This is a genomic window from Halorubellus amylolyticus, assembly GCF_034808145.1.
GTDB lineage: Archaea > Halobacteriota > Halobacteria > Halobacteriales > Natrialbaceae > Halorubellus.
Genome location: NZ_JAXHGM010000003.1, coordinates 170267 through 193523, shown reverse-complemented (window position 1 = coordinate 193523; position 23257 = coordinate 170267). Strand labels below are relative to the sequence as shown.

Annotated in this window: 23 protein-coding genes and 1 pseudogene; 13 read left to right on the top strand and 11 right to left on the bottom strand. The window is 69.5% G+C overall.

Annotated features, from left to right (window positions below; genetic code table 11):
* Positions 1–46 precede the first annotated feature (46 nt).
* Positions 47–805: a hypothetical protein gene (locus SM754_RS09775; RefSeq protein ID WP_323676039.1), complete on the bottom strand. Its 759-nt coding sequence runs from the start codon at positions 803–805 to the stop codon at positions 47–49.
* Between the two features lie 125 nt (positions 806–930).
* Between SM754_RS09775 and SM754_RS09770 the strand changes: the two genes are divergently transcribed.
* Positions 931–1344 (top strand): NUDIX domain-containing protein, encoded by a 414-nt coding sequence (locus tag SM754_RS09770; protein ID WP_323676038.1) that lies wholly within the window; start codon positions 931–933, stop codon positions 1342–1344.
* Positions 1345–1367: 23 nt separating this feature from the next.
* Here SM754_RS09770 and SM754_RS09765 read toward each other — a convergent pair whose 3' ends face one another.
* Positions 1368–1691 (bottom strand): antibiotic biosynthesis monooxygenase family protein, encoded by a 324-nt coding sequence (locus tag SM754_RS09765; RefSeq protein ID WP_323676037.1) that lies wholly within the window; start codon positions 1689–1691, stop codon positions 1368–1370.
* A 186-nt stretch (positions 1692–1877) separates the two neighbouring features.
* Here SM754_RS09765 and SM754_RS20530 point away from each other — a divergent pair.
* Both SM754_RS20530 and SM754_RS09760 read left to right on the top strand, forming a co-directional pair.
* Positions 1878–2078, top strand: a pseudogene (locus SM754_RS20530) (hypothetical protein); the annotation flags it as partial.
* A 20-nt stretch (positions 2079–2098) separates the two neighbouring features.
* Complete coding sequence (locus SM754_RS09760) at positions 2099–2761, top strand: transcriptional regulator FilR1 domain-containing protein (protein ID WP_323676036.1); 663 nt, start codon at positions 2099–2101, stop codon at positions 2759–2761.
* A gap of 213 nt (positions 2762–2974) precedes the next feature.
* On the opposite strand, the gene SM754_RS09755 is transcribed toward SM754_RS09760, so the two are convergent.
* Positions 2975–3217, bottom strand: coding sequence for a hypothetical protein (locus tag SM754_RS09755; protein ID WP_323676035.1), 243 nt, complete (start codon positions 3215–3217; stop codon positions 2975–2977).
* Positions 3217–4047: a M48 family metallopeptidase gene (locus SM754_RS09750; protein ID WP_323676034.1), complete on the bottom strand. Its 831-nt coding sequence runs from the start codon at positions 4045–4047 to the stop codon at positions 3217–3219. The genes SM754_RS09755 and SM754_RS09750 overlap by 1 nt, the downstream gene beginning before the upstream one ends.
* Before the next feature lie 210 nt (positions 4048–4257).
* On the opposite strand from SM754_RS09750, the gene SM754_RS09745 reads away from it, so the two are divergent.
* Both SM754_RS09745 and SM754_RS09740 read left to right on the top strand, forming a co-directional pair.
* On the top strand, positions 4258–4485 hold the full coding sequence (locus SM754_RS09745; RefSeq protein ID WP_323676033.1) for a hypothetical protein: 228 nt from the start codon (positions 4258–4260) through the stop codon (positions 4483–4485).
* Positions 4482–6377 carry a molybdopterin biosynthesis protein gene (locus SM754_RS09740; protein WP_323676032.1) on the top strand — a complete coding sequence of 632 codons (1896 nt, stop codon included), beginning with the start codon at positions 4482–4484 and terminating at the stop codon, positions 6375–6377. The genes SM754_RS09745 and SM754_RS09740 overlap by 4 nt, the downstream gene beginning before the upstream one ends.
* A gap of 49 nt (positions 6378–6426) precedes the next feature.
* Here SM754_RS09740 and SM754_RS09735 read toward each other — a convergent pair whose 3' ends face one another.
* Complete coding sequence (locus SM754_RS09735; protein ID WP_323676031.1) at positions 6427–7806, bottom strand: hemolysin family protein; 1380 nt, start codon at positions 7804–7806, stop codon at positions 6427–6429.
* A gap of 148 nt (positions 7807–7954) precedes the next feature.
* Here SM754_RS09735 and SM754_RS09730 point away from each other — a divergent pair, with 148 nt between their 5' ends.
* Positions 7955–8791 carry a molybdopterin synthase gene (locus SM754_RS09730; protein ID WP_323676030.1) on the top strand — a complete coding sequence of 279 codons (837 nt, stop codon included), beginning with the start codon at positions 7955–7957 and terminating at the stop codon, positions 8789–8791.
* A 132-nt stretch (positions 8792–8923) separates the two neighbouring features.
* Here SM754_RS09730 and SM754_RS09725 read toward each other — a convergent pair whose 3' ends face one another.
* On the bottom strand, positions 8924–9952 hold the full coding sequence (locus SM754_RS09725; RefSeq protein WP_323676029.1) for a LamG-like jellyroll fold domain-containing protein: 1029 nt from the start codon (positions 9950–9952) through the stop codon (positions 8924–8926).
* Positions 9953–10046: 94 nt separating this feature from the next.
* Positions 10047–10175: a hypothetical protein gene (locus tag SM754_RS09720; RefSeq protein ID WP_323676028.1), complete on the bottom strand. Its 129-nt coding sequence runs from the start codon at positions 10173–10175 to the stop codon at positions 10047–10049.
* A gap of 138 nt (positions 10176–10313) precedes the next feature.
* Between SM754_RS09720 and SM754_RS09715 the strand changes: the two genes are divergently transcribed.
* Both SM754_RS09715 and SM754_RS09710 read left to right on the top strand, forming a co-directional pair.
* Complete coding sequence (locus tag SM754_RS09715; protein WP_323676027.1) at positions 10314–11222, top strand: arylamine N-acetyltransferase family protein; 909 nt, start codon at positions 10314–10316, stop codon at positions 11220–11222.
* 142 nt (positions 11223–11364) lie between these two features.
* Positions 11365–13044 carry a sensor histidine kinase gene (locus SM754_RS09710; RefSeq protein WP_323676026.1) on the top strand — a complete coding sequence of 560 codons (1680 nt, stop codon included), beginning with the start codon at positions 11365–11367 and terminating at the stop codon, positions 13042–13044.
* Positions 13045–13440: 396 nt separating this feature from the next.
* Here the strand turns inward: SM754_RS09710 and moaA are convergent, their stop codons facing one another.
* The 4 genes from moaA to SM754_RS09690 all read right to left on the bottom strand — a co-directional run bounded on the left by moaA (position 13441) and on the right by SM754_RS09690 (position 15881).
* Positions 13441–14412 (bottom strand): GTP 3',8-cyclase MoaA, encoded by a 972-nt coding sequence (gene moaA, locus SM754_RS09705; RefSeq protein ID WP_323676025.1) that lies wholly within the window; start codon positions 14410–14412, stop codon positions 13441–13443.
* A gap of 104 nt (positions 14413–14516) precedes the next feature.
* Positions 14517–15293, bottom strand: a complete 777-nt coding sequence (gene mobA / locus SM754_RS09700) for a molybdenum cofactor guanylyltransferase (RefSeq protein WP_323676024.1) — start codon at positions 15291–15293, stop codon at positions 14517–14519.
* 55 nt (positions 15294–15348) lie between these two features.
* Entirely contained in the window at positions 15349–15615 is a 267-nt protein-coding gene (locus SM754_RS09695; RefSeq protein ID WP_323676023.1) for a hypothetical protein, read from the bottom strand.
* A complete protein-coding gene (locus SM754_RS09690; RefSeq protein WP_323676022.1) occupies positions 15612–15881 on the bottom strand; it encodes a DUF2249 domain-containing protein in 270 nt (89 codons plus the stop codon). Before SM754_RS09690 ends, SM754_RS09695 begins: the two co-directional genes overlap by 4 nt.
* A gap of 245 nt (positions 15882–16126) precedes the next feature.
* Between SM754_RS09690 and SM754_RS09685 the strand changes: the two genes are divergently transcribed.
* From SM754_RS09685 to SM754_RS09665, 5 genes are read left to right on the top strand one after another with little or no spacing between them, the layout of a single operon-like run.
* Entirely contained in the window at positions 16127–19297 is a 3171-nt protein-coding gene (locus SM754_RS09685) for a molybdopterin-containing oxidoreductase family protein (RefSeq protein ID WP_323676021.1), read from the top strand.
* A gap of 1 nt (position 19298) precedes the next feature.
* Positions 19299–20480 (top strand): 4Fe-4S dicluster domain-containing protein, encoded by a 1182-nt coding sequence (locus tag SM754_RS09680; RefSeq protein WP_323676020.1) that lies wholly within the window; start codon positions 19299–19301, stop codon positions 20478–20480.
* Positions 20481–20490: 10 nt separating this feature from the next.
* Complete coding sequence (locus tag SM754_RS09675) at positions 20491–21333, top strand: TorD/DmsD family molecular chaperone (protein ID WP_323676019.1); 843 nt, start codon at positions 20491–20493, stop codon at positions 21331–21333.
* Positions 21330–22361, top strand: coding sequence for an ethylbenzene dehydrogenase-related protein (locus SM754_RS09670; RefSeq protein WP_323676018.1), 1032 nt, complete (start codon positions 21330–21332; stop codon positions 22359–22361). Before SM754_RS09675 ends, SM754_RS09670 begins: the two co-directional genes overlap by 4 nt.
* The gene (locus SM754_RS09665) at positions 22358–23257 is read left to right on the top strand and encodes a HEAT repeat domain-containing protein (RefSeq protein WP_323676017.1); all 900 of its coding nucleotides are present in this window, start codon (positions 22358–22360) and stop codon (positions 23255–23257) included. The genes SM754_RS09670 and SM754_RS09665 overlap by 4 nt, the downstream gene beginning before the upstream one ends.

Here is a 23257-nt window from a genome sequence, read left to right as displayed (position 1 = left end):
ACGGTCCACCCGACCGGGGGTCCCGGTCACTCTCGACGGGTCCCCGCTATCCGGCCAGGAACTCGTTGTAGGTGGCGACGAGCGGGAGTGCGGTGAGCGCGGTGCCGATGGCGATGCCGAGGAGCGGTGCGGCGAGCGACGTCGGGGCCTCGTCGCTCGTGGCGACGAAGAACGAGTCCGGGAGCACGCGGTCGACGACCCCGGACGCTTCGGGTGCGTCGGCGATGGTGACGCGGGCGTCGTCGCTCGCGATACCGTGGACGAGGACGTCGTCGCCGTCGTGCAGGCGGTCCTCGCGTATCTTGAACTCGCCCGAGTGCTCGGACCCGAAGCACGGACTCGCCGAGTCGAGCAGGTCCCGGACGCGTTCGGGGTGCTCGGCGTTCGGGTCGCCGGTGACGGCGTCCTCCTCGGGGAGGTTCAGGGCGGCCTCGGCGGGGTCGACGCTGACACTCGCGAGGTCGTCGTGAACGTCGAACGGCGCGCCGTCCTCGACGGTCTCGACCGCGAGGTGATCGCCGTCCGAGTCGCTCCGCATCACGTGCACCTCGTACGCGAGGCACTCGGTCCTCGACACCGGCGTTCGGACCGTCTCGACGTCCTCGCGGGCGGTCCCGCTGACCGTCACGCGACCCGGCTGGACCGACGCGGCGTCCGTCGCCGTGACCCGGAGCGCCACGGCGGTCAGGAACAGCCGCGCGCTCCGCACCGCCACCAACCGCCCCCAGACGTACGTCCAGATGGAGAGGAACACCGCGAAGAAGACGACGATGAACGCTATTTCGAGCGGGCCCATCCCGGTCATGGCCGGGCGTAGTCGCCCCCGGTCCAAATCGTTTTTGACTGATACGAACACTGTGGAAAATCCCGGTTCGAGACGAACGCGGTGAACGCGCGGGCTTCTTGGGGGCTCGAAGCGAAGCGCCGGTCATGAGTCACGACGTGCGCGCACTCACCGCCGACGGCGTCGTCCTCGTCGACGACGAGGTCGTCCTCCTCGAACGCAACCACTCGCCGGACGAGGGGTCGTGGGTACTCCCCGGTGGGTTCGTCGAACCCGACGAGACCGCGGCGACGGCCGCTGCCCGCGAGGTCGAGGAGGAGATCGGGATGGCCGTCGACACCGTCGGGTTCGTCGGGCTCTTCGACGCGCCCGACCGCGACCCCCGGCACACCGCGACCGCAGCCTACGTCTGCGAGCCCGTCGACGCGACGGCGACGCCCGAGGCACGCGAGGAGGCGACCCGCGTCGACACCTTCGACCCCCGCGACCCGCCCGAACTCGGGTTCGACCACGCCGACGTTCTCGACGCCGCGCTCGACGCCGAATTCGACGCGCAATAGCTACCGCTCCTGACGGCGGGCGGTCAGCGATCGCGTCCGGCGTCGAACCCGACCTCGTGTATCTCGACGGTCCCCTCGCGCTCGAACCACTCGTCGGGCGCGGGGTTCCGGTGGGCTTCGCGGAACGCCTCGCTCTCCGTCCACGCCTCGAACGCGTCCATCGACTCCCAGTACGTCACCGCCGCGTGCGTCGCCGTGTCGATGTGCCCGTGGTCGACCGGGCGATGGAACTCGAACCGCACGAACCCGTCCATCGACTCGACCTCGCCCATCCGATTCCGGAAGCGCTCCTCGAACTCGTCGACGTGCTCGTCCGCGACGTGGAACCGATTCGAGACGACTAGCATGCGAACCGCTTCCGGGACAGTCGGCATAACGCTGTCGTCGAACGAGAACGGTATCGGGCGACGACGACCGGAACCGCTCCACGAGCGTGCCCACGAACCCATCCCGCTTCCTCCCGATGATTGCGAACTCCCCACCACGAACCACGGCCGCGACCGAGGTTCGACCCGTGTCACGCGGCCGGTCGAATGAAAAACCCTGCCCTCGTTGGATGCAGACGAACGATACACATGTCGAACCGGAGCGACGTCGTCGAGGACGTCGAGTTCATCGCGCGGTCGACGAACAGAGTCCAGTTACTCGAGACGCTCCGCGAGCTCGAACGGGCGACGCGCGCGGACCTGCGGGCATCACTCTCGGCGTCTCGGACGACCGTCACCCGGAACCTGGACGCGCTCGAGGAACGCGGATGGGTGCGCGTCGAGGACGGTGCATACGCGCTCGCCCGGGCGTCGACGCGATCGTCGACAAGTTCCTCGACCTCGAGGAGACCGTCGCGACCGTCGACCACCTCCAGGCGTTCCTGCAGTGGACCACGCCGGACGCGTTCGACGTCGACCTCGAGCAGCTCCGGGACGCGGAGATTACGGTCGCCGAATCGGAGAACCCGTGGGCGATGGTGAACGCGCACGTCTCCCAGCTCCGCGAGGCTGAAGACTTGCGGCTCGCACTCCCGGTGGCCGGACTCCACGGGTACGAGGTGCTCCACGAGAGGGTACTGGCCGGCGAGGCGACGGTCGACTCCGTCGTCACTGACGGCGTCGCGGAGGCGATGACGACCGACCCCGAGTACGCGCCCTTCACCGCGGACCTGCTGGCGGCCGACGGGTTCGAGATGCGTCGGACGTCGACGGAGATCCCGTTCTTCGTCGGCGTTCTCGACGACGTCGTCCAGGTCGGCGTGGACGAAGGCGGCGAACCACGCGCACTGCTCGAGACGGAGAACGACGTCGTTCGCGAATGGGCCCGCGAGACGCTCGCGGCGTTCAAACGCACGGCAGAAACAGTCACTGCGGACGACGTCTCGTCGGACGCAGTATCGACGGCCACTGAATCGTCGAGCGAGCGGTGAGGAAGCGTCCTCCTCCCCCGACGAGGACGCCCGTTCGACCACGCCACAGACGGCCTCCCTTCCGAGGCAGGCACGTGCACGAACCGGTTCCGTCGCTCCCCCCAGTGGCGACGGAACCGTGTCAGATAGATATCACTCTACCCATTTCAGTGCACCCCGTGCACGACGTGCACACCCTGAACAGGCGACGACCATTCGAACACACGAGACACGTCAGACGATGAACAGCGACGCGAAGTAGAGCCCGGCGAGCACGAACCCGACGCCGGCGACGCGGATCAGCGTCTCCCAGACGCTGCTCCCCGTGGGGGCGTCACCGGTCGGTCCCGGCTGTCGGTCCGGGCGCGTCCCCGCGGTCTGCACCGCGAGCACCACTCCGGGGTACGCCACCATCAGCGCGCCGAACGCGACGCCGAGGACGGCCGACAGCGCCTCCGTGAGACCCGGTTCGACCATCAGTTACGGAGACGCTCGATGCGCTTCTCCATCGGCGGGTGCGTCGACACGAGCTTCGTGAGTACGCCGCCGCCGGTACCGAAGATACAGAGCGCGGACACGTCCTCGTCGATCTTCGACTCGCGGCCTTCGGCGCCGCGACTGATCTTCGAGAGCGCTCGCGCCAACGGGTCCCCGCTCCCGATGTGCTTGCGGGCGTCCGCGTCGGCGACGTACTCCCGGTACCGGGAGATGGCGAGCACGAACAGCATCACGAGGAACTGCACGAGGTTCCCGACGATGATCGCGAGGAAGAAGTCCGCGAGGTCGTTGTCGCCCGCGAGGAGCACGACGAACTGCGCGACGAGTCCGACGATGCTCGCGATACCCTGTCCGAGCACCATCATGACGACGTCGCGGTTCGCGATGTGCGCGAGCTCGTGCGCGAGCACGCCCTCGACCTCGTCGTTCTCGAGGAGGGAGAGGAGTTCGCGGGAGACGACGACGGTCCCGGCGCCCTTGCGGCCGACCGCGAACGCGTTCGGGACGCCCATGTCCGCGACCATCAGCCGCGGCTTGTCGATGCCCATGTCGCGACTCAGCGACTCGACCTGCTGGTGGATGCGGGCGTACTCTCCGCTCTCGGGCATGTCCTCCGCGCCGACGCTCCGGAGCGCGGCCCACTTCCCGACCTTGTACTGGAACCCGATGAGGAGGACCGACCCCACCAGAACGAGCGGTATCGCGCCCTGTCCGAACATCGCGTAGACGACCGCGCCCGCGGCGGCGTAGAACGCGAACAGGATCGTTCCGACGACCGCCATCCGTATCTTCAGGCCTGTATGTCGCATGTGTCGAACGCATAGCCCGTCGTCGCTTATCAACTCCGTGGTCGGACCGCCCCACGAGACGGGTCTCCGAACCGACCGTCACCCACGTTCTCCCGTCGACCACCGTCTCCCTGGCGACCATCTTCCCCCGGCCGGCCCGGTCATCCGGACGGCGGCCGCCTGTACGACACCCCAATCCTGATACGCTCCGCCGCCCCCGTCTCGTGTAACGTGACCACCGTCTCCATCCCCCGGGCAGCGCTCGCTCGCCCCGGGAACCGGCCGACAGTCCCGACCTCGACGACGACAGCGGCGCGCTCGCTGACGGGCGCCGAAGCCGATACGCACGCCGTCGACGAATCGACCGCCGCTCCGGCCGCAACGGGTGGCTTGACCGTCGTTCCGGCCGCAACCGGTGATGCGACCGTCACGGACGAAGGCTGGGAGGGCCCGCGATGACCGACCACAGGGAGTTCCGGGACCTCGTCACGCCCGACGTGCTCCGGGAGACGCTCGCCGGGCTCGACATCGCGCCCGACGCGGAGTCGGTGGCGCTCGACGACGCTCGCGACCGCGTGCTCGCCGAACGCGTCGACGCCGGCATCGACGTCCCGGGGTTCGACCGCGCCGCGATGGACGGCTACGCGGTCCGCGCCCGGGACACGTTCGACGCGACCGAGACCGACCCGATGACTCTCCAGGTGGTCGGCGCGGTCCACGCCGGAGACCGCCCGGACGTCACTCTCGAACCCGGCGACTGCGCCGAGATATCGACCGGCGCGGTCGTCCCCAGTACCGCGGACGCGGTGGTGATGGTCGAGGACACGACGGAGCGAGACGCCGACGACGAAGCCGACGATCGGATCGTCGAGGTCCGGACCGCGGTCGCACCCGGCGAGCACGTCATGGCCGCGGGCGCGGACATCGCCGCCGGGCAGCGCGCACTCGGGCCGGGAACGCTCGTCACGCCCCGCGAGATCGGGTTGCTGTCCGCGCTCGGCGTGGACGAGGTCCGGGTCCGCGCCCGACCGAGGGTCGCGGTCGTCTCCACGGGCGACGAGCTCGTGCCGCCCGGCGACGACGTCGACCACGGCGCCGGCGAGATACACGACGTGAACACGCACGCCATCGCCGCCGGCGTCCGCGAAGCCGGCGGCGCTCCCGTCGTCTACGAGCACGTCGGCGACGACGAAGCCGAGATGGCGACGACCGTCGAGGCCGCCGCGAGCGAGTGCGACCTCGTCCTCACGTCCGGGTCGACGTCCGCGAGCGCGATGGACGTCGTCTACCGCGTCGTTGAGGAACGCGGCGAACGACTCCTGCACGGCGTCGCCGTGAAACCCGGGAAGCCGACGCTCGTCGGTACCATCGACGGCACCGCGTACGTCGGCCTCCCCGGGTATCCCGTGAGCGCGCTCTCGATATTCCGGACGTTCGTCGCGCCACGGATACGCGACGCCGCGGCGCGCCCGCCGACGCGGACGGCGACCGTCGCCGCGACGATGGCGACCCGCGAACGCAGCGAGGAGGGCCGCCTGCGACTGATTCCGGTCGGGCTCGTCGAGGACGGCGACGGGGCGACGCTCGCGTACCCCGTCGACAAGGGGAGCGGCGCGACGACGACGCTCACCGCGGCGGACGGCGTCGTCCCCGTCGACCCGGACACGAACTACGTCGACGCCGGTGACCCCGTCACGGTCGATCTGTTCTCGCCGTCGGTGCGCCCACCGCGCGTGCTCGTCGTCGGCGAGGACGACCCGACGCTCTCGCGTGCGCTCGACGACGTCGCCGCACCGCGCTACCTCGCCGCCGGGAGCGCCAGCGGTCGTCGCTCGCTCCGCGACGGCGTCGCTGACGCCGCCGCCGTCGCCGGGTCGGACGCCGCGGACGCGCTCGCCGAACCCGAGACCGGCGACGACCGGGTCGTCCTGGCGTCCTGGGAGCGCGACTGGGGGCTCGTCGTCCCCGCCGGGAACCCCGCCGGCGTCGACGGGCTCGCCGCGCTCGTCGACGACGACGTGTCGTTCGCGAACCGCGACACCGAATCCGGGCTCCGCGACCGACTCGACGACGCGCTCGACGCGCTCGCCACCGACCGCGACGCGTCCAGGGCCGCGCTCGTCGACGCCATCGCGGGCTACGAACTCGCGACCCGCGGCCACGAGAGCCCCGCGCGGCGCGTCGCCGACGACGTCGTCGACGTCGGACTCGGCCTCCGCGAAACCGCCGACGCGCTCGACCTCGACTTCGTCGAACTCGGGACCGACCGCGTCGCCGTTATCGCCGCCGCGGACCGCCGCTCCAAGCCGGGCGTCACCGACCTCCAGACCGCACTCGACGGAACCGACTGACAGAAGAACACGTCCGCGTCGTCGGTGTCGGCCACCCGCCGCCGGCCGGCTACTCGTCGTCGCCTGCGGACTCGCTGTCGTCCGACGACTCGCCGTCGCCCGCGTCGCCCTGCTCGTCGTCGAGCCGTTCCACGTGCAGCGTCGAGATTCGCGTCCCGTCGACGGCCGTCACCTCGATACGATGCCCGGCGGCCTCGACCGCGTCGCCGCGCTCCGCACCGCGCGAGAGCCGGTCCAACACCAGGCCGCCGATGGTCTCGAACTCGTCGCTCTCGAAGTCAGCCGACAGCACCTCGTTCACCGTCGACAACGCCACGCCGGCGTCCACGTCGTACTCGTCTCGACCGACCTGTCGGATGGCGGGCTCGTCCTCGTCCGCGTCGAACTCGTCGCGGAGGTCGCCAACGATCGCCTCGACGACGTCCTCGACCGTCGCCAACCCCTCGAAGACGCCCCACTCGTCGATGACGGCGGCGAGCTGCTGTTCCTCCTCGCGGAACTGCAGGAGGAGGTCGTTCACCGCCGTCGACTCCGGGACCACGATGACGTCGTGCGCGATGTCGCCGGCGGTCGTCGCGTCCGCGTCGTCGCTCGCAGTCCCACGCAGGACGTCCTTCACGTCCACGAACCCGACCACCTGGTCGGCGTCGTCGGCAGCGACCACCGGATACCGCGTGTGACCCGTGTCGAAGACGACCTCGCGGAGCGCCGCGAGCGACGCGTCAGCGGACACGCTCACCACGTCCGGCCGCGGCACCATCACCTCGCGGACGACCGTGTCGTCGAGGTCGAACACGCGCTCGATCATCTCCACCTCCGTCGTATCCACGTGGCCCTCCTCGCCCGACCGCGCGAGCACCCGACGGATCTCGCGTTCCTCGAGCGTCTCCTCGGTCTCCGACGCCGGCGGCACCCCGAGCAGTCGCGTGAACGCGTTCGCCGTCCCGTTGAACACGACGAGCCCCGGGTAGAACACGTAGTAGAAGAGCTTCATCGGCGCGGCGACGAACAGCGACAGCCGCTGGGCTTCCGCGATGGCGAGCGTCTTCGGTGCGAGCTCGCCGAACACCACGTGCAGGAACGTGATGACGCCGAACCCGAGCGCGAACGCGACGAGGTGGATGACGTCGCTCGGCAGGAACGGCTCCAGCACGGGCTCGATGAGCGACGCCACCGCGGGCTCGCCTACCCACCCGAGGCCGAGGGACGCGATCGTGATCCCGAGCTGGGTCACCGCGAGATAGTCGTCGAGGTTCGCCATCACGTCCTGGAGGGTCTCTGCACCCGCTCGCCCGTCCTCGGCGAGCTGTTCGACGGACGTCGCGCGGATTCGAACGAACGCGAACTCGGCCGCGACGAAGAACCCGTTCAGGACGACGAGGAACAGTGCCAGGAGGAGTCGACCGAGCGCGAACGCGACGTCTACCATCGCTCGCTCACCCGCGAGCCCCGCGTTCGACGTGACGAAGTCATGTCCCTACCTCCGTCCCGCCCCTGAAATGTCTTTCCGATTTGACGAATCGGCAGAGGGTCCGTGGAGAGTGGCACTTACAACTGGGGGCGTCGAACGCGTCCGTATGCACGTGGTGAGTGTCGTCGGGAACTCGGACGCGGGGAAGACGACCGTCGTCGAAGCGCTCGCCGACCGACTCGACGACCGCGGGTCGGTCGGGACGATCAAGCATCTGACGCACGACCCGGACGTCGACACCGACGGTAAGGATACCGCTCGGCATCGCGCGGCCGGTGCACGGGAGACGTACGGCGTCGTCGACGGCGGCGACTGGTTCGGGACCGGCGTCGACCTGACGCTCGACGACGCGCTCGACCGGCTGGCGTCACGGCACGACTACGCGGTCGTCGAGGGGTTCAGCGACAGCGCGCTCCCGAAGGTCGCCGTCGGCGACCGCGACGTCGCAGCGCCGGTGCTCGCTCGTGCGCCGACGCCGAGCGCGCTCGACTACGACGCCGTCCTCGACGCCATCGACGCGCTCGAACCACGCCACACGCTCGAATCGCTCGTCGCCGACGTCACGTCGTCGCCCCACGCCGACCGCGCCGGCGCTATCGCCACGTTCACGGGTCGCGTCCGCGCGAGGGACGAGTCCGACGACCCGGAGACGACGCACCTGGAGTTCGAGAAGTACGACGGCGTCGCCGAGGACCGCATGACCGCCATCCGCGAGGACCTCCAGGCTCGCGACGGCGTCCTCGCCGTCCGCATGCACCACCGCACCGGCGTCGTCGAAGCCGGCGAGGACATCGTGTTCGTCGTCGTGCTCGCCGGCCACCGCCGCGAAGCGTTCCGCACCGTCGAGGACGGCATCGACCGCCTCAAGGACGAGGTCCCGCTGTTCAAGAAGGAGGTCACGGTCGACGACGAGTTCTGGCGGCACGACCGCCCGGACGCCTGACACGCGACCCGCGAACGGCGGTCACGCACTCGTCCGGCGTTCGGCTCACGGCTGGCTTTCGGGTCACGGCCGGCGTTCGACTCCCGTCCGATTCCGCTCTCGGTCGACCGCAGCGACCCGGTGGCCGGTCGGTCAGGGACTCGTACTCTCGTTCCCCATCGCCTTCGAGAGTACGGCCGCCTCGCGGTCGTCGAACGCCGTGTAGTACAGGCGAACCTGATACATGCGGCCGCGGAAGTTCTGCATGCTCGGGTTCGAGTCAGCAGCGAGGACGACGTCGCCGAGCGCGACGTCTCGGTCGAGCGGCGTCGACCCGAGTCTCGTCCCGTTCCGGTACAGCACCATCTCGTCACCGTCGAACGTCGCGACGAGGACGTGCGTCGACCGCTCCGCGAGCGACGGCGCGTACAGCGTCCCACTCGGCGGGTTCAAGTACCCGATGGTGTACTCCATGCGGTGCGGGGCGACGTGCTGCCCGTCCGTCTCCAGGTACCACGCGAAGTTCCCCGCCTGATGCTCGACGAGATTCTGGATATCGTCGCTCCCATCTCGCTTCGAGTACTTGATTGCGATCGTGATCTCGTCCACGCTCGCCGGCCCGTCCACGGTCAGGTCGCCGAGGTCGACGTGCGTCCCGCTCTGTCCGTCGAACTGGAGCGCGCTCCCGGTGTCGTCGACGATCCGCGAGTAGTTGCCGTACGCGGTGCCGTCGTTCCCGTTCCCCGACCGGTCGACGATGGTGTTGGTCGACCCCTGGTCGAACGAGTAGTACGCCACGAGGTCCCCAACCTCGGACCGGTCGTCGATGCGCTTGTTCACGAGCACGGACCGGCCGCCCTCCCGCGAGACGACGGTCACCCTATCACCGGGCGCTGTCGGCAGAAGGACGGTTTTCCCGGCGTCAGACGCGTTGAACCCGGCGACGCGCTGGCCGTTCAGTTCCACGGCGACGTCCTCGCCGATGTGCGTTGCCGTCATCGAGAGTCCGGCCGGCGTCGGCTCGTACTCGAACGCGGCCTCGGCGGTCGGCGCGCCCTGTCGCTGGCCGATGTCGAGCGCGAACACGCCGACGCTGACCGCCAGGACGATCGTCACCGCCACCATGAGTATCGTCCCGAGCGCCGACGACGCACCACCCTCCCCCGCCGCGAATCCCCTCATACGACCAACGTCTTCTCGCGTTCACTTAACGACGACCCATGTCGTCACCTCGGAGCCGGTGCTGTTGTCGAGGACGACGACCCGGGTCGTCGACTTACAGTTCGATGGACGCCAATTCCTCGTAGCGTTCGCTGTCCGCCGGCGGGCGCGTCACCGTGATCTCGTCCATCTCGACGGTACTCGAGTACGGGTCCGGGAGCGGCATCCCGACGATCGTGGCCATACCCCCGACGTTTCGGGTCGGAATCATGACCCTTCCCGTCGCGTCCCTGGTCACCGTCGAGCGGTCTCGTCGACCGCGAGTTCCCGGCACCGGGTGCGGCACACGCTCAAGTACCGTGCGACCGAACCGCCACACGGAATGCCAGGGCCTGACTCGCTGGACGTCCTCGACGTCGACGCGTACCTCGACCGCATCGGCGTCGAGACGGGATCCGTTGCCGACGCGGACTACGAGACGCTCGCGCGCCTCCAGCACGCGCACGTCCACCGCGTCCCGTTCGAGAATCTCGCCATCGTCGGCCATCCGCATCGCGACCGCGACGATGTGGCCGACGCGGCCGACGGGAACGAGGTCGTCCTCGACACCGGCGTGCTCTTCGAGAAGATCGTCGAGCGCGAACGCGGCGGGTACTGCTTCGAACTGAACGGGCTGTTCCACGCGCTGCTCGCCGAACTCGGGTACGACGTCGACCGGGTCGCCGCGCGCGTCGTCGGCCGCGACGGCGACGCACGGCCGCCAGCGAACCACCACGCGAACGTCGTCGACCTGCATCGCCGGTTCGTCGTCGACGTCGGCATGGGCACCCCGCAGATGCGCCAGCCGACGCCCCTCGACGGGACCGAGGTCACCGACGACGCCGGCGTCACGTGGCGCGTCGCCGAGAGCGACCGCCCCGACGCCGCGTACGAGACCCAGTACCGCGAACCCCACGAACGCGAGTGGCACACGCGCTACGTCTTCGACACCACGCCCCGGTCGCTCTCGTACTTCGACGCCACCAACGACCACCTCCAGACGTCCCCCGAATCACCGTTCTCCTCGACGCTGACGCTCTCCATCGCCACGCCCGACGGCTACCGGACGCTCGACGCGGACACGCACACGCTCGTCACGTTCCACGACGTCGACGACGGCACCAGTCTCGGGCCCGACGCCATCGGTGACGACGACCGGACGCGTATCGAGAAACGCACCAGGGAACGCCCGGTCCCACCGACCGACTGGGACGTCGTGCTCGAATCGACGTTCGGCCTCCACCGGGACTGACCGCGTCGCCGACACCCTACCGAGACGGACCGCGTCACCGCCACCCGCTCGGGGTGCATGACCGCTTCGGCGTCGCAGACGTGCCGTTGCCGTGACGGACCCGCCACCAAGGCTAAACCGACAGTGACCCTAACGAACGCGAATGCAGTTCGCCGTGACCGCCGTCGCGTACCAGGTGGCGTTCGGCCTCGCGACACTCGGGTGCGCACTCGGCGTCCCGCGAGCTCGGCGCGTCACCGACGACGACACCAGACGCAGCCTCGTCGGCCTCCTCGCAACGAGCGCGCTCTGGTCCGGCTCTCAGGCCGTCCTGTTCGCGCTCCCCGGAACGCGGTTCGCGGTCGCCGTCTACCTCGTCGGCCTCGCCGCCGGGTTCGGCACCATCTTCTGGTGGCTTGCGTTCGCGTCCGCGTACACCGGCCGGACGTACCATCGGAATCCGACGCTGCGACGCGCCGCCGTCGGCTCGTACCTCGCCGTCGTCGCGGTGAAGGTGACGAACCCGTTCCACCATCTCTACTTCGAGACGACGTTCGTCCAGGAACCGTTCCCGCACCTCGCCTTCCAGCAGGGCGTCTTCCACTGGACCGTCACCGGTCTGTCGTACGCGCTCGCCGCCATCGGCCTGTTCATGCTGTTCGAACTGTACGGGAGCGCGGACTACGACACGCGCGGGCTCGCCGGCCTCGTCGCCCTCACCGTCGTCCCCGTCGGCATCGACCTCGTCGGATACTCGACGACCGCGCTCGTCGACGTCATCTACGCGCCCCTCGGCGTCGCCGCGTTCGCCATCGGCGTCCTCTACGTCTACGAGGACCGGTTCCTCGCCGTCCAGCTGACGAACGAGGTGGACGAACCCGTCGTCTTCCTCGACGACGACGACCAGGTCAGGGACTACAACGCCGAAGCCGCCGCGCTGTTCCCCGCGCTCGACGACGCGACCGGCGCCCCGGTCGACGCCGTGCCGTCGCTCGCGAACGCGCTCCAGGACGTCGACGACGTCCACGAGCACACCGTCGACGGGGAGACGCGGTATCTCCTCGTCAGCCGCGAATCGTTCGAACTGGGCCGAGTCACCATCGGACAGCTCGTGCTCGTCACCGACGTCACCACCGTCGAACGGGAACGCAGGGAGGTTCGCCGGCACGACGACCAGCTCGAGGACTTCGCGGTCGGCATCCGGCACGAGCTCCGGAACGACCTCACCGTCGTCCGCGGCCACCTCCAGAACGCCGCGGACGCGCTCGAAGCCGGCGACGTCACGACCGCGAACGACTCGCTCGCGACCGCCGGTCGCGCCGCCGATGGCATGACGGACACCGTCGACGGGCTCGCGACGCTCGCCCAGCACGGGCAGACCGTCGCCGACACCGCCCCCGTCTCCCTCGCCGCGGTCGCCCGCGACGCCCTGTCCCGGACCGACCTCCCGGACCTCCACGTCGACGTCGACGGGGACGCACAGGTCGTCGCGGACGGAACGCGTCTCGAAGCGCTCTTCCAGAACGCGTACCGGTTCGTGGCGGCGAACGGCGCGACGCACGTCCGCGTCGCCGTCGAGGACGACGGCTTCGTCGTCGAGGACGACGGCGACCCCATCGCTCCCGAGGACGTCGACCGCGTGTTCGACTACGGCGACGCCGCCCCGACGGCCGACGCCGGGATGACGCTCCCGAACGTCCACAGCCTCGGCCGCGTCCAGGGCTGGAACATCGAGATCGACGGAGAGTACCGCGACGGCGTGCGCGTCGTCGTCTCGAACGTCCGCTTCCAGACCGCGAACCCGGAGCGTCCGGCCGACGCCGCGGAGCCGAACGACGACTGACCGCCGGCGTCGAAGACGGGCGGACCGTCCTCGACGCACGGTGCGGTTCCGAGGGACGAACCTCTGACCGCGGGTCCTCGTCGACGTCCTGGCTATCGACGTCCGCTCTCGATGACGGGCTCACTTCGCACGATAGCGTACGAGGACCCCACGATGAACCCGTTTCGATTCACCGATGACGGTTCGAGCCTTCCGTTCGGATAGATACATCACCTACCGCCTACCAGGGCCAGACAAATCACGATGGTTTCACAGCTCGTGATGGATTCGCTGTTCTTGGCGGCCCTGGGTACTTTCTTCCGACTGGCAGGGCTCGGGTCTCATCGCGCTCTCGGGCCATCAGTTGGCAGAGGCCCCACCCAGTGACGTCAAGCTGTAACCGCACGACGCGGACGATCAGTCCTGTGTTGGCGCCGGCAGGTACTCCTCGTTGACGACCCACTCGCCGTCCCCGTTCTCGACGAGGTACTCGCCGTAGTACGGCACGCGGTTCGCGACCGTCTCCTCGAACGTCTCCCGGATCTCCGCCTTCGTCATCTCGCCCATCGGCCGGTGGTCGTCGCCGCGGTTCAGGCAGCCCTTGAGCTTCCCGTCGTGCGTGACGCGGACGCGGTGACAGTTCGCGCAGAACGTCTCGTTCCCGACCGGGTCGACGATCTCGACCATCCCACCGTCGACGAAGTACCGCTTGCGGTCGTGCATCTCGCGGTGCTCGACCCGGTCGGCCCGCTCGGCGAGCCACTCGTGGACGCGCCCGATGTCGATCGCCCACTCGGGGTGCCCGGCGATCTCCGGCATGTACTCGATGAGCTGCAATTGAAGGCCGTCGCGCTCGGCGACGCGGTCGACGAGCTCGGGGACGTACCCCGCGGTCTCCTCGAACACCACCATGTTCAGCTTCACCGGCGCGAGCCCGGCGTCGAGCGCGGCGTCGACGCCCTCGACGACCGCGTCGTACGCGCCCGACTGCGTTATCTCCGCGAAGGCTTCGGGGTCGACGGCGTCCTGGCTGACGTTCACGCGCTCGACGCCCGCGTCGACGAGCGCCTCGGCCCGCCCCGGAAGGAAGGTGCCGTTCGTCGTCAGTGACACCTCCATCTCGTCGGGGGTCCGGCGGACGATCGCTTCGAGGTCCTCGCGGAGCATCGGCTCCCCGCCGGTGAACTTCACCTTCTCGACGCCGAACTCGGCGACGACGTCGAGGAACCGGACGACCTCGTCGGCGGTCATCTCGTCGTCCTGGGGTTCCTGCGGGCCGCGGGTGTCGCCGAGGCCCTCGTTGTGGCAGTAGACGCAGTCGAAGTTACACCGGTCGGTGAGGGAGACGCGAACGCCGGACACCTCGCGTCCGAAGTCGTCCTCGAGCATCTATCTATGAGATACGGCGTGGGACCCTAAAACCCCGTCGTCAGGTGCTGTTCGCCTGGGAGCCAGCCCGAACGTGTTCGGTGCACGCGGCCCTCGCTGGGCGGTCAGGGGTCGGCGTCGGGGCGGTCGTCGCACCCGGTAGCGGGTCGGTCGTCGTGTTCGGCGTCGGAGCGGTCGCCGCGCTCGGTCGTCTGGCCGAGCGCGCGGAGGTCGTCGCGGGTGTCGACGTCCGCCACCGCGCGCGGTGAGACGTCCAACTCGGCTATCGGGACCGCATCGACGTCCAGGGGCGCGAGCGCCGCTCGCAGGCTCCGTTCCCCGTCGGCGAGTGCTCGTTCGACCGCGTCCCGAAGCGGTTCGCGTCGGTACGCGGCACACGTCGGCTTCGGGTGGCCTTCGGCGTCGACCGGCACCACCGCGTCGGGAGCGCCGCCGCCCGAGCCGTCACCGAGGCGCTCGACGAACCACGCCAAGAGCGCGGGGTCGAGGGATGGGAGGTCGCAGGCGACGACGAAGACGGGCGTCGCGTCGACGGCGGACAGCGCCCGGTCGAGGCCGACGAGCGGCCCCTCGTCGGGGCGGTCGTCGACAGCGAACCGGACGGCTGCGTCGACGCCGTCGAGTGCGTCCGCGAAGGCTTCTCGCTGGTCGGGACGGCAGTTCACGACCACCGACTTCGAGACCGCTCCCACGGCCTCGACGACGCGCGCGAGCATCGGGTCCCCGTCGATGGACGCGAGCGCCTTGTCCCCGCCCCGGAACCGCGTCGACCGACCGCCAGCCAGGACGACACCGGTCCCTTTCGAGGGGACCTTCGGGTCACTCGAGCGCTCGGGGTCTGTCATCGTCGACCCCATCGAGGTGGTCGGTCCTAATCGCATCGATGTCCGTCCCGGCCGTCGTGGAGACGTTCGCCGCGCCGCCGCCCCGGCCAGGTCACGGGTCCTCGTCGAACAGGCGGTCGACGGTCGCGGCCACGGTCTCGTCGTCCGCGTCGACCGCCGCGACCGCGGCCGGCCCGGGCAACGCACCACGGACCACGCGGCCCGCCATCGTCGCGAGCACCGCGCGCTCGCGTGACGACAGCCCGTCGCCGTCGTCGAGCCTCTCGACCGCCTCCGCGACCTCCCGGTGAGCCACGCGCTCGCCGTACTCCGCGATGCGCTCGGCCGCTCCGAGCCGCGACGACGGGTCCGTCGTCATCCCTCTGACTCGCCACAACCTGTCGCGTCCTCCGCCGCCTTCGGGAGCGTCGCGACGAACTCGCTCGGACCCCGTCTGGACATCTCGTAGCCGTCGGCGTCGAACGCCGGTACCTCCGCGTCGAACTCGTAGTACAGCGGCTTCGGGTCGTGGTCGTTCACCAACGTCAACGCCTCGCCCGGGTCGAGGTCGGCGAACGCGTCGCGTATCTTCGGATGCCGGTCCGACGGTGGCACGTCGCGGACGTCGAGTCGAGTCTCTGCCATGACTCGACTCTTGCCGCGCCGGACACGTCCGCGTTGTCGCGAACACGTTCGCCCGCCCGTTCCACCTCCGAGTCCCCAACGGGCGGTCGATCGCGCTCGACTCCGGGGCTCTTCAACGTCGACCGGAACGTCTTCGCGGAATGTTTCGGCGTGCAGGAACCGCGATAGCGTTTGATGGGTGCGTCTCGGGTAGCGCCCTCCATGCGGCTACAGTGCATCCGCAGGCATCGAGGAGGTGAGACGTCGTGAGTCTCTCGCGCCGGGACTTCCTGACGGCCGCCGGCGCTGGCGCGGTCGCCGCCTTCGGCTCGCGGGCGTGGGAGGCGACCGACGCCGTCGCTCCGGTCACGGCAGTCGATAACCCACTGAAGTCCTACCCGAACCGGGACTGGGAGCAGGTGTATCACGACATCTACAGCTACGACGACGTCGACTGGACGGTCTGTCACCCGAACTGCACGCAGTCGTGCGCGCTGAACTTCTACATGAAGAACGGCGTGCCGATCCGCGCCGAGCAGGTGTACCACAACGAGGAGCCGTCCGTCGGCCCGTCGGGGTACGAGGACGCGGACGTCAGCCAACACTGGAACCCACGCGGGTGCATGAAGGGACTCACGCTGCATCGGCGCACGTACGAGCCCTCGCGGATCAAGTATCCGCTCGTCCGGAAGGGCTGGCGTCCCGACGAGCCGAACCAGGCGGGGCGCGGCGAGGACGAGTTCGAGCGCGTGTCCTGGGACGAGGCAATCGACCTCATCGCGGAGAAGATGGCGGACTTGGACGACGAGAAGCGGTTCCACATCTTCAACGCGATCAAGGCCGACGGCCTGTTCACGCGTCACGGCTCCGGGCGACGGCTCGCGTCCATCTTCGGCGGCTGCGAGTGGACGGAGTACGACTGGTACGCCGACCTGCCGCCGGGGCACGTCATGACGACGGGCTACCAGACGAGCGACGCGGACGCGTCGGCGTGGCGGCAGGCGGACTACACCGTCATCCAGGGGAAGAACCTCATCCACAACAAGCTCGCGGACAACCACTGGTTCCAGGAGACCCGCGAGCGCGGCGGCGACATCGTCGGTATCTACCCGGACTACTCGCCGACGGTACAGAAGTGCGACCGCTGGCTCCCCATCCGTCCCGGGAGCGACCCCGCCATCCCGCTCGGGTTCGCTCACGTCATCATCGACGAGGGCCTGTACGACGCCGAGTTCATGCGGCGGTTCACGAGCCTCCCGCTGCTCGTGCGCGAGGACGACGAGAAGTACCTGCGAGCGCACGAGGTGTTCGAGGACCACGAGGCGCCGCCCGAGGACGTCGACGAGCAGCACGAGGCCGACGACTGGGGCGACTTCGTCGTCCTCGGCGAGGACGGCGACCTGCACGCGGTCACGCGGGAGGACGTCGGGTCGGAGACGCCCGCGACCGCCCGGCTCGACGCCGGGACGTCGGTGACGACCGTCGACGGCGAGGACGTGACGGTCCGCACGGACTTCGCGCGACAGAAGGCGAACGTGCTCGCGAACTACGACCCGGAGACGGTCGCGGACATCACGACCGTGCCCGCGGACGCCATCCGCAAGACCGCTCGCGAGTTCGCCGCCGCGGAGAAGGCCCAGTGGTTCACGGGCGAGGGCATCAACCACTGGTTCCACGGGAACAGCGAACTCCAGCGCTCCATCTTCTTCGTGCAGTCGATGCTCGGGAACATCGGCGACGCCGGCCAGGGCTACTACAACTACTCCGGCCAGTACAAGATCGAACTCTTGGACGGTTACCCCGAGTACGTCAATCCCGACGGGCACGCCGCGGACGGCATGTACCCCGGGTACGCGTTCGCGTTCTTCGGCGGCGAGACCCTCGACCCCCACGACATCCGCGGGGACTTCGACCGCGAGCTCGACCTCGTCCCGCAGGGCGACGCGACCGAGCCCGTGATGCCGAAGAACGCGGAGACGTACACGATGTCGAAGCCGACGGTGCTGTGGACGATGAACTGCAACCTCCTGAACCAGACGAAGCACCAGGAGCACGTCGTCAACAACTTCGTCAAGCACCCGGAGACGTCGAACGAGCTGTTCGTCGTCTCGGACATGCACATGACGTACTCCGCGCAGCACGCGGACATCGTCCTCCCCGCACCGTCGTGGCTCGAGTGCGAGTACCCCGACATCACGGTCGGCCCGGAGAACCCCTTCGTCCAGATGGACCACGGCATCATGGACCCCATCTACGACACGAAGCAGGACGGGGAGGTCGTCGCGCTCGTCGCCGAGAAACTCGACGAGAAGATCCCGCCCGAGGAACGCACCGTCGACTCCTACCGCGAGTACTTCGCGGAGTTCCTCGACGACGACGGCGACGTTACGAACTACATCCAGGAGACGTTCGACGCGGGGATGACGACGCAGGACATCGACGTCGAGGACCTCGAGGACGGCCCGGAGCGCCTGCAACTGAAGACGTACCCGCGCGTGCCGTTCTACTCGCAGATTCACGAGGACCGGCCGTTCTACACGAAGACCGGACGGATGGAGTTCCACAAGGAGGAGGACCGGTTGCTCGAACACGGGCGAGGGGACCTCGACCACATCGAGAGCGTCGAGGGGACGCCGTACGGCCGCGGCGAGAAGTGGTCCGAGGCGAAGGACATGGAGAACCCGATCTACGAGGACGGGTACGAGTTCTACTACAACACGCCCCACGCGAAGTACCGCACGCACTCGTCGTGGGGGATGACGGACTGGAACCTCATCTGGTCGTCGCGGGACTTCGGGAGCGTCTCCGGCGACCCCGAGGGAACCGACCGTCTCGTCGACGACTTCTCGTTCCCGCAGGGCGACGGCGAGACGGAGGACGCGCCGCCGCTCGGGGAGGCGTTCGCGGAGATCCACCCCGACGACGCCGAGTCCATCGGCGTCGAGAACGGCGACTACATCCGCATCTCGGGCGAGCGCGGCGACACCGTCGTCCGCGTGATGGTGAGCGACCGCCAGCGGCCGTCGACGGCCGGTGAGAAGTCCTTCGGGCAGGTGACGATCTGGCACGGCTGGTGGCCCCAGCACTTCCCGGACGACGAGGACGACCCCGACGACGGCGAGAAGGGGTTCAACGTGACGACGAACATCTGGCTCGACCCCGGACAGGAGACGGACGACCTCGTCCACAAGGCCGTCTTCGGCGACCCGAACGTCTCCGATGAGGTCTCGGAGGACGTCGCCTGGCACGGCGCCGAACTCGAACACGGCTACGAGGAGACGGTGTGGGCGCCGACGGGCGTGAACCGCGACGACCTCGTGACGATCGAGAAGTACCGCGAAGCGGACTGGTGGCCCGGCGACGCCCGGAAGGAGGACCGCTTCCAGTCGTACGTGGACGGGTCGCTGCAACCGAACGGAACCGGAGGTGCCGACTGAGATGCCACAGACCTACAACCCGCAACTCGGACACGAGCACAGCTACCCCTACGAGCACCGCGAGGCGGAGCGCGACTGGCACTGGGGGATGATCGTGAACACGAACCGCTGCATCAACTGCAACACGTGCTCGTTCGCGTGCAAGTCCACGTGGACGAGCGGTCGCGGCGAGGAGTACATGTGGTGGATGAACGTCGAGACGGAACCGCTCGGCGGGTACCCGATGGGGTGGGACGTGAAGCTCCTGGAGGACCTCGACGCCGACCAGACGGTCTTCGACGCGGCCGACGACGGCGAGCGGGTGCACGGGTACATCGCGGAGAAGCAGGAGTGGGAGTACCCGGCGCTCGGCGACGACCAGGTGCACGGCGAGTACCCCGAGGGCGAGGTCGTCGAGAGCGACCTGGAGAACGGCGAGTACCACGACATCTGGCAGTTCTACCTCCCGCGCCTCTGCAATCACTGCAAGAACCCGGCGTGTCTCGCGGCGTGCCCGCGGAAGGCGGTGTACAAGCGCCAGGAGGACGGCATCGTCCTCCTCGACCAGGAGCGCTGCCGCGGCTACCGGAAGTGCGTGAAGGCGTGCCCGTACCACAAGCCGATGTACAACCCGGAGACGGGCATCACGGAGAAGCCGGTCGGGTGCTATCCGCGCATCGAGGAGGGGAACGTCCCGCGGTGCGTGTCCTCCTGCATCGGGAAGACGCGCCTGCACGGGAACATCAACCGTGGCCCCGACCGCGGGCACGCCGGCGGCGTGAAGTCCGCGGCCGACGGCCGCAGCCCCATCAACTACCTCGTGCAGTCCGACGAGAAGGTCGCACTCCCGCTGTACCCGCAGTTCGGGACGCGCCCGCAGGTGTTCTACATGCCGCCGTACCACGTCCCGCCGGACTTCCTCACGCAGATGTTCACGCCGAACACGACCGAGAAACGCAACGACTGGCCGGGGAGCACGTACCGCGAATCCATCGAGATCATCCAGGAGCGCGTGCGGAACCCGAGCCACCACGTCCTCGGCATCCTCCAGATGTTCGGGGCGACCACCCGGCTCATCGAGACGTACACCGTCAAGGAGACGCGCGTCAAGGGCTGGGACCGGAAGGGGAACAAGGTCGTCGACATCCCCTTCGAGGAGGAGATGGAGGTCCGCGAGGGCGAACAGTGGACGAATCAGCCCTGAGGTGAATCCGATGCAGGACCAACCCACCACAGACCCTGACCGCTCCACCATGGACCCTGACCGCTCCACCACGGACGCCGACGGCCAGCGGACCGATTCCGGCGACTCGGCCGTGCACGCTCGCCGGAGTGCACTGTACGGCTACGTCGCCACGGCCCTGGAGTTCCCGGGCGACGACGCGCTCGCGGACCTCCGCGCCGACCCGGTCCAGGACGCCGTCGAGACCGCCGCGACGGAACTCGCCACGGCCGTCGACGCCGGTCGTGGCGGCGATGAGGCGCCCGGCCGAGCGCTTCCCGAGCGCGTTCGCGACCTCTCCGCCGCCGTGGACGCGGCGACCGACGACGAGGTCGAGACGGCGTACAACCACCTGTTCGGCCTCCCCGGGGACGACGGCACGTACCCGGTCGTGCCGTACGAGGCCCACTACGCGACGACCGGGGACGTGAACGAGACGCAGCGTCGCGTCGCGACCATCGTCGGCCTCCTGGAGCGGTTCGACCTGGAGCCCCACGACGAGTTCGACGAGCGACAGGACCACGTCGCCGCCCTCCTCGAGCTCGCGCAGGTGCTGGCGGCCCAGCGAGCCGTCGCACTCGACGGCGGCGAAGCGGACGCTGCCGACACGCTCGCCGCGGCCGAGGCGACCGTGCTCGACGAGCACCTCCTCGGGTTCGTTCCCGCCCTCGCCCACGACGTCGACGACGCCATCCCCGGCTCCGAGCGCTCGAACGGCGAGCGGGTGTACGCCGCCGCGGCGCGCCTCGCGGCCGCCCTCGTCGAGTGGGACGCGACCGCCCACCCCGAGCCCGCGGCGGCGACCGCCGGCGGTTCGGGAGGTGATCGCCGATGACCGGTCGGCTGTCGTCGCTCGACCGGTCGGCGGCGGTGCGGGCATCGCTCGTCTCGCTCGTCACGGTGCTCCTGCTCGTCCTCGGCCAGACGGCGCTGTCGGCCGCGGTGACGGGCGGGAGTCAACCCATGGCGTCGGTCGATGCGATGCCGACGGACCCCACCGACCAGCGGTGGGCCGACGCGCCATCGCGGACCGCCGACCTGTCCGCGCAACAGATGGCGCCGCCGTACGGCGGCGGGTCCGTGGACGAGGTCGAGGTGTCCGCGGTCTCGAACGACACTCACGTCGCGTTCCGGTTGACGTGGGCGGACCCGACGAACGACACGTCGCTGTCGTCGCCGGAGAACTACAGCGACGCGGCCGCGATCATGCTGAAGGGCGGAGAGTCGCCGCCGGTCACGATGGGTGCGGCCGGGCAGCCGGTGAACATCTGGTACTGGCGGTCGAACTGGCAGTTCGGCGACCGGAGCGCGGAGTGGTCCGGCGACATGTACGCGTATCCCCATCCCGACGCGGAGACGCGACCGGGGTCGGCGGCGGACAACCCGCTCTCGAAGCCCGAGTACGCGTCGTACGGACAGAACTACTACGCGAAGGGGTACGGCTCCCTCAGTCACGCGTCCGCCCAGCCCGTGCAGGCTCGTGGCGAACGAACCGACGAGGGCTGGTCGGTCGTGTTCGTCCGCGAACGCTCGACGACGGGCCAGTACGACGCGTCCTTCGACGAACACGAGACGGTGTACCTCGCGTTCGGCGTCTGGAACGGGAGCGAGGACGAGGTGAACGGTCAGAAGTCGATCACGCTCCAGTTCTCGACGCTCGACACGGACTCCGGCGCTCTCGGCCAGGCGGACCCCGGCGGTGCAAGCGACGCCGACGGTAGCGGGAGCGACGGGAACTCGGCGACGGACGCCGGGACCGGTGGTGGTGGACCGTTCGACAGCTTCCTGTTCGACTACCTGCTGCCGCTGCTCGCTGCAATCGTCGTCAGCTGGCTCGTCGCCTACCGCAGACTCAAGTCATGACCGAAACCTACGACAGCGCGACCGACCGTGCACCGGCCGAGGACGAGGCATCGCTCCGGGAGGCACTGACGGACGAGCCGGCGCCGCTGCGTCGCGACGCGGCGCTCGCGCTCGCGAGCACCGCGGCCCGCGGGCTCGATACCGCGACCGCGACGGCGCTCGCGGAGCGCGTCCGCACGGACGACGACCCGGACGTCCGCCAGTTCGCGGTCGAAGCCCTCGGCGTCGCCGACCGGCGGCCGGACGCCGTCCGCGACGCGCTCGCCGACGACCACGAGTGGGTGCGATCGGAGGCCGTCGTCGCGTACTCCCGAATCGCGCCAGCGGACACCGACCCGCTCGAGCGCGTCCTCGACGAGGACGACTCGGGGTGGGTCCGGCGGAACGCCGTCGTCGCCCTCGGGAAGCGCCAGGCTCTCGAGCAGGATGCGCTCGTCGACCGCATCAAGACCGACCCGCATCCGCCCGTCCGCGAGTACGCCGCACAGTTCCTCGCGGACGCCGTCAGCGACGTCGACGTCGCAGAACGCATCCTCGCGGCCGTCCTCGCTCGGGAACCGAACGCCTTCGTCCGCGCGAAGGCTGCCGAGAGCCTCGGGCAACTCGGAACCGCGCGAGCGCAGGAGGCGCTCGAATCGCACGGCGTCCCGGACCGGAGCGACGACGTCGCACGGACCGCCGAGCGCGCGCTCGCCGACGCCCGCGGCGTCGACCCCGACGACCTCGACGTCGACGCGGACGTCCCCGACCCCGACGCGCCCGGAACCGGCCCCGACGCCCCCCAGGGGCGCGGCCTCGGCGGCGGCCCCGACGGCACCCGCCGGCAGCGTCCCGGCGGCGCTCCCGGGTTCGACCCCGAGGAACACCTCGACGGCGGCCTCGACGACCGACCGTGA

What these genes read in the sequence shown, in the direction of transcription:
- SM754_RS09760 (WP_323676036.1), top strand. Translation starts at nt 2,099, where the DNA reads ATGGGTGCGCGTCGAGGACGGTGCATACGCGCTCGCCCGGGCGTCGAC.
- SM754_RS09735 (WP_323676031.1), bottom strand. Translation starts at nt 7,806, where the DNA reads ATGGTAGACGTCGCGTTCGCGCTCGGTCGACTCCTCCTGGCACTGTTC.
- SM754_RS09720 (WP_323676028.1), bottom strand. Translation starts at nt 10,175, where the DNA reads ATGGCCACGATCGTCGGGATGCCGCTCCCGGACCCGTACTCGAGTACC.
- SM754_RS09690 (WP_323676022.1), bottom strand. Translation starts at nt 15,881, where the DNA reads ATGGCAGAGACTCGACTCGACGTCCGCGACGTGCCACCGTCGGACCGG.
- SM754_RS09755 (WP_323676035.1), bottom strand. Translation starts at nt 3,217, where the DNA reads ATGGTCGAACCGGGTCTCACGGAGGCGCTGTCGGCCGTCCTCGGCGTC.
- SM754_RS09775 (WP_323676039.1), bottom strand. Translation starts at nt 805, where the DNA reads ATGACCGGGATGGGCCCGCTCGAAATAGCGTTCATCGTCGTCTTCTTC.
- SM754_RS09695 (WP_323676023.1), bottom strand. Translation starts at nt 15,615, where the DNA reads ATGACGACGGACCCGTCGTCGCGGCTCGGAGCGGCCGAGCGCATCGCG.
- mobA (WP_323676024.1), bottom strand. Translation starts at nt 15,293, where the DNA reads ATGCGATTAGGACCGACCACCTCGATGGGGTCGACGATGACAGACCCC.
- SM754_RS09750 (WP_323676034.1), bottom strand. Translation starts at nt 4,047, where the DNA reads ATGCGACATACAGGCCTGAAGATACGGATGGCGGTCGTCGGAACGATC.
- SM754_RS09665 (WP_323676017.1), top strand. Translation starts at nt 22,358, where the DNA reads ATGACCGAAACCTACGACAGCGCGACCGACCGTGCACCGGCCGAGGAC.
- SM754_RS09740 (WP_323676032.1), top strand. Translation starts at nt 4,482, where the DNA reads ATGACCGACCACAGGGAGTTCCGGGACCTCGTCACGCCCGACGTGCTC.
- SM754_RS09680 (WP_323676020.1), top strand. Translation starts at nt 19,299, where the DNA reads ATGCCACAGACCTACAACCCGCAACTCGGACACGAGCACAGCTACCCC.
- SM754_RS09730 (WP_323676030.1), top strand. Translation starts at nt 7,955, where the DNA reads ATGCACGTGGTGAGTGTCGTCGGGAACTCGGACGCGGGGAAGACGACC.
- moaA (WP_323676025.1), bottom strand. Translation starts at nt 14,412, where the DNA reads ATGCTCGAGGACGACTTCGGACGCGAGGTGTCCGGCGTTCGCGTCTCC.
- SM754_RS09670 (WP_323676018.1), top strand. Translation starts at nt 21,330, where the DNA reads ATGACCGGTCGGCTGTCGTCGCTCGACCGGTCGGCGGCGGTGCGGGCA.
- SM754_RS09715 (WP_323676027.1), top strand. Translation starts at nt 10,314, where the DNA reads ATGCCAGGGCCTGACTCGCTGGACGTCCTCGACGTCGACGCGTACCTC.
- SM754_RS09675 (WP_323676019.1), top strand. Translation starts at nt 20,491, where the DNA reads ATGCAGGACCAACCCACCACAGACCCTGACCGCTCCACCATGGACCCT.
- SM754_RS09725 (WP_323676029.1), bottom strand. Translation starts at nt 9,952, where the DNA reads ATGAGGGGATTCGCGGCGGGGGAGGGTGGTGCGTCGTCGGCGCTCGGG.
- SM754_RS09770 (WP_323676038.1), top strand. Translation starts at nt 931, where the DNA reads ATGAGTCACGACGTGCGCGCACTCACCGCCGACGGCGTCGTCCTCGTC.
- SM754_RS09710 (WP_323676026.1), top strand. Translation starts at nt 11,365, where the DNA reads ATGCAGTTCGCCGTGACCGCCGTCGCGTACCAGGTGGCGTTCGGCCTC.
- SM754_RS09765 (WP_323676037.1), bottom strand. Translation starts at nt 1,691, where the DNA reads ATGCTAGTCGTCTCGAATCGGTTCCACGTCGCGGACGAGCACGTCGAC.